Raw genomic sequence first — 9,998 nt, 5'->3', positions numbered from 1 at the left:
GTGCCGGGGCGGTCCGGGCCTGGTCGGGGGGCCGTCGGTGACAGGTGTCGCAGAAGCCGGTCACCATGATGCGGCCGCCGCCCGGGCAGTCGGGTCTCGGGCACGGCACGGGTAAGGACGTCATGTCGTTGAGGCACCTCCGTGTCCCCGTCCGCGTGGTGCCCGGCGGTCGACGCGGCGGGTGTACGCCTCCACGGCGGCCTCGGCGGCCTTGACGTCGCACGGCCTGGCCCGCAGCAGTTCGTGCGCGCGCAGACGAAGAGCGTCCAAGGTCAGGTCCTCCTCGTTGCCTCGTACGGAGTTCAGATGCAGGTCGTGGTAGCCGCGGAGCCTGCCCTCCAGCTCGTCCCGTCGGTCGCGCAGCGCGTCGAGGGCGCCCACGGTCCTGGTCAGGCGTGCGGCCACCCGCTGGGCGAGCCGCTCGTAGCGGGCCAGCTCCGGGTGCGGGCCGCCGTCGTCGGCCCCGGCCCGCCCGAGCCTGAGGGCGGCGAGCGCGGCGTGCGCCCGTACCAGGTCGGCGTCGGCGGGGCGCACCTCGTCGGCTCGTACGGCCCCGAGTCCCTCGTGGAGGGCGCGGGCGAGCGGACCGGTGATCTCCTCCAGCCGTGCGACGAGACGGGCGCGGCGTTCCCGTTCGGGTTCGAGGACCAGTTCGCTCCGGGCGCGGTGGTAGACGGTGCCGGCGTCGCGGAAGACCAGCAGGAGGCGGTTGCCCTTGGCGTGCAGGGCCTTCAGCAGTTCCAGCAGCGCGGGCGGATCGGCGGCCTCGTCGACGCCGACGACGACCAGGGTGAGGGTGACGTCGGCGGCTCTGATCCGCTCCGCCACCGGGTCCGCGGGATGCTGCCACAGCCCCATGCGCTCGGCGATCCGCTCCCCGATCTCCGCGGTGGTCAGTCCGGCCGCGTCCACGGCCAGGTCGTGGCCGCCGGCCGACGGGACGGTGCCGGGCGGGTCGAGGGAGGCGCGGCCGACGGACGCCGCGGTACGCAACTCCCGGTCGGCGAGGGTGATCGCGCGGCGCAGCGTGGCGGCCCGTACCGCGTCCCCGGCCGGGACCAGGCTGATCTTCACCTGCTGTCCGTCGTCCTGGAGCCAGTCGGCGAGGCGCTGGGCGAACGGCTCGTCGAGCAGTGCCTCGGCCGTGTCCTGCCGGGTCGTCCTGAGCCCGTCGTCGACGGCAGCCTTGCCGCGGGTCCACCGGCGGACCTGGGGGAGGTGCCGGACGATGGTCTCGGCCGGGCTCATGAAGGAGAACTGGTTGCCGTGCTGGTCGGAGATGCCGCTGAGGACCATGCCGATGACCTTGCCGGTCAGGGTGTCCATCACGCCCGAGCCACTGCATCCGGGGCTGGCCAGCTCACCGGGGCTCGTCGGGCTCAACTGGACCTGCCCGTCCCGTCCGCAGCCGCCGACGATGCTGGCCCGGAACCAGATGCCGCCGTTGTGGTCGTAGGGGAAGCCGTACATCTGGACCGCGCGGTTCGGCGCCGAGAGGCGGTACAGCAGGGTCGTCTCCGCCATGGGTCTCGGCTGTTCGAGGCGGAGCAGCGCCACGTCGCCGAGGGGATCGCCGTCGGCGTCGCGGGTGTTGGGCACATACGCGTCCCCGTCGACCCACGCGGCGACCGAGGGCACCAGGAGACCGGGCGCCGCCCCGACGAACTCCGCGGCGAACCGCGCCTCCCGGTCGTCGATCACATGGGCGCAGGTCAGCACCCGGTCGGGGCTCAACAGAATGCCGGCGCCCGCGATCCTTCCGTCGGCCCGGCGGATGCGCACAGCCCAGCCGGGCGTCTCGAGTGACGAACCATCAACGACTCCCCCGTCGTCCGCCATAGCACAACTATACGAGCGACGCGTCCCGCCGCATACTGGGACGACAGGGATCAACAGGCGTGCGGGGGGTGCGAGTTGACCGATGGGCCGGGGTTCGTGGGATTGACCGAGGTGATCCGCCAGATCAGAGGCGAACTGGAGCGGGCGCAGGACGAGGCGCAGGGCCGGTCCCTCGGATTCAGCGTCGACAAGGTGAGCCTCCAGTTCACCGTGCAGGTCCACCAGTCCGGCTCGGGCCGCGGTGGTGTGCGTATCGGGGTGGTGACGGCCGAACTGGGCGGTTCCGTCGACCGCCAGACGACCCATCAGGTCCAGGTCGAGCTGACCCCGCAGACACGGTCGGGGGGCCGCGTCTCCGTCGGCCGCGGGGAGGGGCCGGGCCCGATTCCCGCGCCGTAGCCGGCGCAAGGGTGCCGTCTCGGTCGTCGGGGCGGCACCCGGCGTCTCTCGGGTTCGGCGGAAAGCGGTCCGTGCCCGGACGCGGCCGCGAGCGGTTTCCTCGTCGGCGGTACGGCGTGGCCGTGCCGGAGTCAGGGGAGCGTGCTCTCCGTGGTGATCAGCTCGATGGCCGCCCTCGGGCCGCCGGTCACGAGGGCGGTCCGCTGCCGGTCCGCCCCGGTGCCGCCCTGGAGGAGCCGGTGCACCAGGCTCGTCACCTCACGGGTGTCGCCGGACGCGTCCAGCGCCGGTCCGACATGCCGCAGGAGCCGGCACAGCACGTCACCGGCCCGGTGGCGCCGACCGTCGGGGCCGATCAGCGTGTCGCTCAGGCCATGGCGGGCGGCATGCCACATGGCCGCCTCCAGCAGCTCAGGCGGGCAGTCGGGCGGGGGAGCGCCGGCGGCCGCCTCGGCGCGGGCCGTCTCCACCAGGGCCCGGACGATCCCGGCGAACATCACCGCGTCGTCCGCGCGCAGCTGCACGTCGGGGCAGCGCACCTCGACGGTCGGATAGCGCTCCGAGAGCCGGGCCTGCCAGTACACCTGGCCGGTGTCGCAGATCAGGCCGCTGTCCACCAGCTGGTGCAGCCGCCGGTCGTAGTCGGCCGCGTCCAGGAAGGCGGGCGGCATACCGCTCACCGGCCAGCGGCTGAAGACGACCGTGCGCCAGCTGGCGAAGCCGGTGTCGTGGCCGTCCCACAGCGGGGAGTTCGCCGACATCGCGGTCAGGGTGGGCAGCCAGACGCGGAGCCGGTTCAGCACCTCGACGCCGACCTCGCGGCCGGGGACGCCCACATGCACATGCATGCCGTTGACCAGCTGTTCCTCCACCAGCTGCGGTGCCTGCGCCAGCATGGCCCGGTAGCGGGTCTGGTCGGTGACGGCCATGGACCGCGCGTCGCGCAGCGGCGGTGTCGCGGCCGCGGCGATACGGCAGCCGTGCTCCTCGGCGGCGGCGCCCACGGCGTGCCGCAACCGCAGCAGGTGACCGCCGATCTCGTCCAGGGTGTGGCACACCGGGGTGGTGACCTCGACCTGCGACTGGAGCAGCTCGTAGTGCACCTCGTGCTCCTCCGCCAGGTGCGCCAGACACGCCGACAGGCGGACCTTCTCGGCGTAGGGGACCGGTAGGCCCGTGACAGGGTCGACCAGCATGTACTCCTCTTCCAGGCCGATCGTCGTCATCAGTCGCCCTCTGCTCGGCTCGCTGCCGTGACCGGCACGCGAGGAACCCTGGCCGACACCCGTCCCGCGGGGTTGATCACCTCAACTCAGGCGCTTGCTTCTGGGACGATCCGAGTGCCCAGCCGCTTCACCGCAAACCCGACACATGTGTGCCCGGCGGCGCCCCGCGCCATGCCGCGCCGGAACACCGGGAACGCCCGGGGGAACCGTTTTGCGTCACGGTCGTGAGGGCCGCTGCGGACGGGACGGCGCCGCCGCCACCACGAGGTGCGAGCGGCTCCGTCGACCGGGCGAAGCCCCAGGTCAACAACGCCAGACGTCCTCCAATCGCCGCCGCTCCCTCCACCATTAGAGACCGCTGCGGCCTCCCCGGCCACTTCGGACCCGAGGGCGCCCTCGACCACCCCCGCCACGCCGGATACGCCGGGCGCTCAGCCGTCCCTGCCCATACCCTCGCGGACCGTGTCCTTCGTACGGTCCGTGACGGCGGCGACCGGGCCGAGGGCCGGGTTCGCCGCCGGGGACTCGATACCGGCGTGGGGACGGGTGGGCGCCCTCGCCTCGGCGGCCTCGGCCGTCCTGGCCATGGCGACCCGACGACCGGGGCCGGCGCACCGGCACAGGCGCGGGAACTCGTGGCGTTCTTCGGCCCGGGCGTGCTCCCGCACCTCCGTACGCAGCGGCATCAGCCGAGGGGGGAACGTCAGGCCGTCGGTCTCCAGGCCGTCCGGATCCGCCAGGGTCTGCTGGGCGGCCCGTTTCTCGGCGAGCCGGTCGTCGACGACGGGCCCGCCGCCGGGCAGTGCACTCCGGGCGAAGTAGTGGACGGCCTTCTCCTCGGCGGTCTCGTGCACGGCCGCCAGCCGCCAGCCGCCAGCCGCCAGCAGCCAGCCGCACGAGCCGGCGGAAGGCGTCACGGCGCTCCGTGCCGCTGCTCGCCCCCGGTCCGCACGCGGTACTCGCGGCCGGACATCGATTGCCCTGCAGGTCGCGCTGCGGGAGACCCCCGCCGGGCGCCCGGCCATCCTCTGCGCCCCTCCCGGTCGGCACTTCGAAATGATCCGGTTCAGGGCATTCGCGTGGGTACTCGGGCTTCGTTCGATCGGGTACACGGAGGGATCGTGGCCCTCCGAAGCAGGAGGCGAGCAATGACCGACCAGACCCACACCACCCTGGAGTCGCATCCGGACATCGTCGAGATGCGGGAACGCCACGCCCGTGCCGAGCGGGCGGCCTCGACGCAGCAGGGGCAGGCCGTCGAGGCGCTGGCCCTCGTCACGGGGCTGTACCTGGCCGCGTCGCCCTGGATAGCGGGATTCAACGACCTCGGCACCCTGGCCATCAACAACCTGATCACCGGTATCGCCTACGCGCTCCTGCTCAGCGGCTTCGGCCACGCCTACGAGCGCACTCACGCCAGGGCGTGGGCGGCAGCGCTGATCGGAGTCTGGACCGTCGTGGCTCCGTGGGTCGTCGCGGGGAACGTCGACACCACGCGGACCGTCGTGAACAACATCGTCGTCGGTGCCGTCGCGCTGCTGCTGGCGCTGGCCGCCGGGGCCGCGGCGAGCGAGACCGACCGGACGGGCCGGAGCGGCCGGACCGGCATGGGCGCCCGCGGCGGTGGTCGCATGGGCCGAACGGCCCGCTGACGTCGCCCCTCCCTCGGCAGGTCCCCGGCCGGGGAAGGGGCCCCTGCCGGGCCTGCTGGAAAGCACGGGTCGAATCCTTGACCCCGCGTCCGCCCTCCCCGATGCTGTGTTGCGGAACATGCGTTGTGTACCGCCATAAGCAACATCAGTCTGAGGTCTTGTACCAGCCGAGGAGTGGCCATGGTTCACCAGGTCCGTGCTGTCGTCGCGCGGGGGAAGGGCGCCCCCGTCAGCCTGGAAACGATCATCGTGCCCGACCCCGGACCGGGTGAGGCGCTGGTCAAGATCGAGGCGTGCGGGGTCTGCCACACCGACCTCCACTACCGCGAGGGCGGCATCAACGACGACTTCCCCTTCCTGCTGGGCCACGAGGCCGCCGGTGTCGTGGAGTCGGTGGGGGAGGGGGTCACCGACGTGGCCCCCGGTGACTTCGTCATCCTCAACTGGCGTGCCGTGTGCGGGCAGTGCCGCGCCTGTCGGCGCGGCCGGCCGTGGTACTGCTTCGCCACGCACAACGCCAAGCAGAGGATGACCCTGACCGACGGCACGGAGCTGTCCCCGGCGCTGGGCATCGGCGCCTTCGCGGAGAAGACGCTGGTGGCGGCGGGGCAGTGCACCAAGGTCGACCGGGCCGCGTCCGCGGCTGCCGCCGGTCTGCTCGGCTGCGGCGTCATGGCCGGCATCGGCGCGGCCATCAACACCGGCAACGTCGGACGCGGTGACAGCGTCGCCGTCATCGGCTGCGGCGGTGTCGGCGCCGCCGCGGTCGTCGGGTCGAACCTGGCCGGCGCGGCGAAGATCATCGCGGTGGACATCGACGACCGCAAGCTCCGGACGGCCGAGAAACTGGGCGCGACGCACACCGTCAACTCCCGCGACACCGACGCCGTCGAGGCGATCCGCGAGCTGACCGGCGGCTTCGGCGCCGACGTCGTCATCGAGGCGGTGGGCCGCCCCGAGACCTACCAGCAGGCCTTCTATGCCCGCGACCTCGCCGGCACGGTCGTCCTCGTCGGCGTCCCCACCCCCGACATGAAGCTGGAGCTGCCCCTGCTCGACGTCTTCGGTCGCGGTGGTTCGCTGAAGTCGTCCTGGTACGGCGACTGCCTGCCGTCCCGTGACTTCCCGATGCTCATCGACCTCTACCTCCAGGGCCGGCTCGACCTCGACGCCTTCGTCACCGAGACCATCGCCCTGGACGACGTGGAGAAGGCCTTCGAGCGGATGCACCACGGTGACGTGCTGCGCTCGGTGGTGGTCCTGTGACGGCCGGCGCCCGCATCGAACACCTCGTCACCTCGGGCACGTTCAGTCTGGACGGTGGCACCTGGGACGTCGACAACAACGTGTGGATCGTCGGCGACGACCACGAGGTCGTCGTCATCGACGCCGCCCACGACGCCGACGCCATCGCCGAAGCCGTCGGCGACCGCAGGCTGACGGCCATCATCTGCACCCACGCCCACAACGACCACATCGACGCCGCGCCCGCCCTCGCCGAGCGCACCGGCGCCCCGATCCGGCTCCATCCGGACGACCTGCCGCTGTGGAAGCAGACCCACCCCGAGCGCGCGCCCGACGGTGAACTCGCCGACGGGCAGGTCCTGACGGTGGCGGGTGTCGAGCTGACCGTGCTGCACACGCCCGGCCACGCCCCCGGCGCGGTCTGCCTGTACGCGCCGGACCTGGCGGCCCTGTTCAGCGGCGACACCCTGTTCGCGGGCGGACCGGGCGCGACGGGCAGGTCGTACAGCGACTTCCCCACCATCGTCGGCTCCATCCGCGACCGGCTGCTGACCCTGCCGGGCGACACCGTCGTCCACACCGGTCACGGGGGGACGACCACGATCGCCACGGAGGCCCCGCACCTCCAGGAATGGCTGGACCGCGGTTTCTGACCGGGTCCCCCGAGGCTCCCCGCGCGGCGCCCGTACCGCCTGTTTCCGCAGGTGGTACGGGCGTTTCGAGCTGTCTTGAGGACGGCCCCGGGACCCGTCCGAAGCGGGCCTTTCGACGCCTTGACAAGGGTTCAGGGCGACCCCAGACTGATGTTGCGCTTACCGCAATCCGTTTCGCTATACGCACCGAGGTGTCATGATGATTCCCGCGTGCCGTCTCGCGGATCTTCCGCGAGGCGAGGCCCTCCGGCTCGACATCGACCCGCCGGTCTCGGTGTTCCACACCGACGACGGCGAGGTCTTCGCCATCGACGACACCTGCACCCACCAGGACGCCTCGCTCGCCGACGGCTGGCTGGAGGGCTGCGAGGTGGAATGCCCGCTGCACGCCTCGAAGTTCGACCTGCGGACCGGAGCGGTCGACGCTCCGCCGGCCAAGCTGCCGGTGCGGACGCACGAGGTCGTCGTCGAAGAAGGCATGATCTATGTGAAGGTGTCCACGGACGCCCCCAACCTGCCGCCCTGTGTGGCCGCCCGGCTCGCCGGTGGTCCCGCGTGAGGACGGTGGCCGTCGTGGGCGCCTCGCTCGCCGGCCTCTCGGCGGCGCGCTCGCTGCGCAAGCAGGGCTACGACGGGCGGCTCGTCGTCATCGGCGACGAACTGCACCGCCCGTACGACCGGCCCCCGCTCTCCAAGGAGTTCCTCTCCGGGGTGCTCGGCGAGAGGGACCTCGCGCTGGAGACGGACGGCGAGGACCTGCGGGCCGAGTGGCTGCTCGGCACCCGGGCCGTGGGACTCGACGCCCGTGAGCGGACCGTCCGGCTCGCCGACGGTGGTGCGGTGCGGGCCGACGGCATCGTCATCGCCACCGGCGCCGCCGCCCGGCAACTGCCCGGCTCCGAGGGCCTCGCCGGGGTGCACGTCCTGCGCACCCTGGACGACGCCCGCGCCCTGCGGGACGAACTGGCCGGCGGCGGACGGTTGGTCGTGATCGGCGGCGGCTTCATCGGCGCAGAGGTCGCCTCCACCGCCTGGGCGCTCGGCCTGGACGTGACGGTCGTCGAGGCGGCGCCCACACCGCTCGCCGGGCCGCTCGGCGAGGAGATGGGCCGGATCGTCTCCGCCCTCCACACCGACCACGGCGTACGGCTGTTGTGCGGGGTCGGCGTCAAGGGGCTCAGCGGCGAGACCAGGGTCGACGCCGTCCTCCTGGAGGACGGCCGGACGATCCCCGCCGACATCGTCGTCGTCGGCGTGGGCGCCCGCCCGTGCGTCGAGTGGCTGGAGGGATCCGGCATCGCGCTCGACAACGGCGTGACGTGCGGCGCAGACGGCCGCACCAGCCTCGCCGGTGTCGTCGCCGTCGGGGACTGCGCCTCCTGGTACGACCCGCGCGCCGGACACCACCGCCGCGTCGAACACTGGACCGGCGCCCAGGAACGGCCCGCCGCCGCTGTCGCCACCCTGCTGGCGGGAGGCGCCGTGGAACCGGGCGTGCCCCGGCCGCCGTACTTCTGGTCCGACCAGTACGGCGTGAAGATCCAGTTCGCAGGTCACGCGGCCGGCGCCGACAGCGTGACCATCGAGCAGGGCGCCGCCGACGACCGCGACGTCCTCGCCGTCTACCGGCGCGCCGGACACCCGGTCGCCGTGCTCGGGATGAACCAGCCCCGGCTGTTCACCCGCTGGCGCAAGCAACTCGCCGCCACACCTTGACACCGCAGTCGCACCACCCCAAGCTGCGGTTCCTCATGGCGCGCAGCGTTGCTCCACACACAACGCCGTCCGGAGTGGCTCTTCCCGGCGCGTGACAGTCCGATCCACGACGTTTCCCGAGGAGTGCACCGTGACCTCGACCAGCCTGCCGGACAGCCTGATCGCCACCCTCCCCGGCTCCTCCTACACGGATCCGCAGATCTTCGCCCAGGAGCAGGAGCACATATTCGAGACCATGTGGTTCTGCGTCGCGCGCGCCTCCGAACTGGCGAAGCCCGGCGCGTTCCGCACCGTCGACGTGGGCCGCGAGAGCATCCTCGTCACCCGCGCCCGGGACAACTCGATCCGCGCCTACTTCAATGTCTGCCGGCACCGTGGCGCCAAGCTCTGCACGGAGGAGACCGGTGAGGTCAAGCGGGCCTTCCAGTGCCCGTACCACGCCTGGACGTACGACCTGAACGGCAAGCTCGTCGCGGCGCCCAACCTCACCAAGATGCCCGACGTCGGCCGCACCGAGTACGGCCTGGTCAGCGTGGCCGTGCGCGAATGGCTCGGCTACGTCTGGGTGTGCCTGGCGGAGAACCCGCCCTCCTTCGAGGAGGACGTGATGGGCGCGGTCGTCGAGCGGCTCGGCGACGTCGCGTCCATCGACCGCTACGACATCGACAACCTCTCCGTCGGCAAGCGGATCGTCTACGACGTCAAGGCCAACTGGAAGCTCATCATCGAGAACTTCATGGAGTGCTACCACTGCGCCACGATCCACCCGGAACTCACCGAGGTGCTCCCCGAGTTCGCGGACGGCTACGCGGCCCAGTACTACGTCGGCCACGGCGCGGAGTTCGGCGAGGAGGTGCGGGGCTTCACCGTCGACGGCTCCGAGGGGCTGGACCGCATCCCCGGCGTCTCGGACGACCAGGACCGCCGCTACTACGCGATCACCGTCAAGCCGCAGGTCTTCATCAACCTCGTCCCCGACCACGTCATCTTCCACCGGATGTACCCGGTGGCCGTCGACCGCACGATCGTCGAGTGCGACTGGCTCTACCTGCCGCACGTCGTGGAGAGCGGCAAGGACGTCAGCCGGTCCGTGGAACTCTTCGACCGGGTCAACCGGCAGGACTTCGACGCGTGCGAACGCACACAGCCGGGCATGAGCTCCCGGATGTACGCCAAGGGCGGCGTCCTGGTGCCCAGCGAGCACCACATCGGCGCCTTCCACGACTGGGTCGGCGAACGCCTCGGCGGCCGGTCCTAGCGGGCCGGGG

10 protein-coding genes are annotated in these 9,998 nt (G+C 72.2%); 7 read left to right on the top strand and 3 right to left on the bottom strand.

Going from position 1 to position 9,998, the window contains the following annotated elements:
• Nucleotides 1-120: 120 nt before the first annotated feature.
• Nucleotides 121-1,839: a trypsin-like serine peptidase gene (locus tag AOK15_RS13300; protein WP_055516193.1), complete on the bottom strand. Its 1,719-nt coding sequence runs from the start codon at nucleotides 1,837-1,839 to the stop codon at nucleotides 121-123.
• 96 nt (nucleotides 1,840-1,935) lie between these two features.
• Here AOK15_RS13300 and AOK15_RS13295 point away from each other — a divergent pair, with 96 nt between their 5' ends.
• Nucleotides 1,936-2,238 (top strand): trypco2 family protein, encoded by a 303-nt coding sequence (locus AOK15_RS13295; RefSeq protein ID WP_240508413.1) that lies wholly within the window; start codon nucleotides 1,936-1,938, stop codon nucleotides 2,236-2,238.
• Nucleotides 2,239-2,369: 131 nt separating this feature from the next.
• Here AOK15_RS13295 and AOK15_RS13290 read toward each other — a convergent pair whose 3' ends face one another.
• Together AOK15_RS13290 and AOK15_RS43890 are read right to left on the bottom strand one after the other, a co-directional pair.
• A complete protein-coding gene (locus AOK15_RS13290; protein ID WP_055516190.1) occupies nucleotides 2,370-3,464 on the bottom strand; it encodes a carboxylate-amine ligase in 1,095 nt (364 codons plus the stop codon).
• Nucleotides 3,465-3,895: 431 nt separating this feature from the next.
• Nucleotides 3,896-4,381 (bottom strand): hypothetical protein, encoded by a 486-nt coding sequence (locus tag AOK15_RS43890; protein ID WP_055516188.1) that lies wholly within the window; start codon nucleotides 4,379-4,381, stop codon nucleotides 3,896-3,898.
• A 231-nt stretch (nucleotides 4,382-4,612) separates the two neighbouring features.
• Between AOK15_RS43890 and AOK15_RS13280 the strand changes: the two genes are divergently transcribed.
• The 6 genes from AOK15_RS13280 to AOK15_RS13255 all read left to right on the top strand — a co-directional run bounded on the left by AOK15_RS13280 (nucleotide 4,613) and on the right by AOK15_RS13255 (nucleotide 9,988).
• Entirely contained in the window at nucleotides 4,613-5,116 is a 504-nt protein-coding gene (locus tag AOK15_RS13280; protein ID WP_055516186.1) for an SPW repeat protein, read from the top strand.
• A gap of 180 nt (nucleotides 5,117-5,296) precedes the next feature.
• The gene (locus tag AOK15_RS13275) at nucleotides 5,297-6,382 is read left to right on the top strand and encodes an S-(hydroxymethyl)mycothiol dehydrogenase (RefSeq protein ID WP_055516184.1); all 1,086 of its coding nucleotides are present in this window, start codon (nucleotides 5,297-5,299) and stop codon (nucleotides 6,380-6,382) included.
• Nucleotides 6,379-7,014, top strand: a complete 636-nt coding sequence (locus tag AOK15_RS13270) for an MBL fold metallo-hydrolase (protein ID WP_055516182.1) — start codon at nucleotides 6,379-6,381, stop codon at nucleotides 7,012-7,014. Before AOK15_RS13275 ends, AOK15_RS13270 begins: the two co-directional genes overlap by 4 nt.
• 196 nt (nucleotides 7,015-7,210) lie before the next feature.
• A complete protein-coding gene (locus tag AOK15_RS13265) occupies nucleotides 7,211-7,573 on the top strand; it encodes a bifunctional 3-phenylpropionate/cinnamic acid dioxygenase ferredoxin subunit (RefSeq protein ID WP_055516180.1) in 363 nt (120 codons plus the stop codon).
• Complete coding sequence (locus AOK15_RS13260) at nucleotides 7,570-8,730, top strand: NAD(P)/FAD-dependent oxidoreductase (RefSeq protein WP_055516179.1); 1,161 nt, start codon at nucleotides 7,570-7,572, stop codon at nucleotides 8,728-8,730. Before AOK15_RS13265 ends, AOK15_RS13260 begins: the two co-directional genes overlap by 4 nt.
• Before the next feature lie 130 nt (nucleotides 8,731-8,860).
• Nucleotides 8,861-9,988, top strand: coding sequence for an aromatic ring-hydroxylating oxygenase subunit alpha (locus AOK15_RS13255; protein WP_055516176.1), 1,128 nt, complete (start codon nucleotides 8,861-8,863; stop codon nucleotides 9,986-9,988).
• Nucleotides 9,989-9,998: the final 10 nt, after the last annotated feature.

It is taken from the genome of Streptomyces ossamyceticus (assembly GCF_001418475.1).
GTDB lineage: Bacteria > Actinomycetota > Actinomycetes > Streptomycetales > Streptomycetaceae > Streptomyces > Streptomyces ossamyceticus.
Note: the sequence above shows the minus strand (reverse complement) of the source record. Positions and strands in the feature narration are given on the sequence as shown.

Coding starts and splice junctions, on each gene's coding strand:
- AOK15_RS13300 (WP_055516193.1), bottom strand. CDS start 1,839: ATGGCGGACGACGGGGGAGTCGTTGATGGTTCGTCACTCGAGACGCCC.
- AOK15_RS13290 (WP_055516190.1), bottom strand. CDS start 3,464: ATGACGACGATCGGCCTGGAAGAGGAGTACATGCTGGTCGACCCTGTC.
- AOK15_RS13280 (WP_055516186.1), top strand. CDS start 4,613: ATGACCGACCAGACCCACACCACCCTGGAGTCGCATCCGGACATCGTC.
- AOK15_RS13275 (WP_055516184.1), top strand. CDS start 5,297: ATGGTTCACCAGGTCCGTGCTGTCGTCGCGCGGGGGAAGGGCGCCCCC.
- AOK15_RS13265 (WP_055516180.1), top strand. CDS start 7,211: ATGATGATTCCCGCGTGCCGTCTCGCGGATCTTCCGCGAGGCGAGGCC.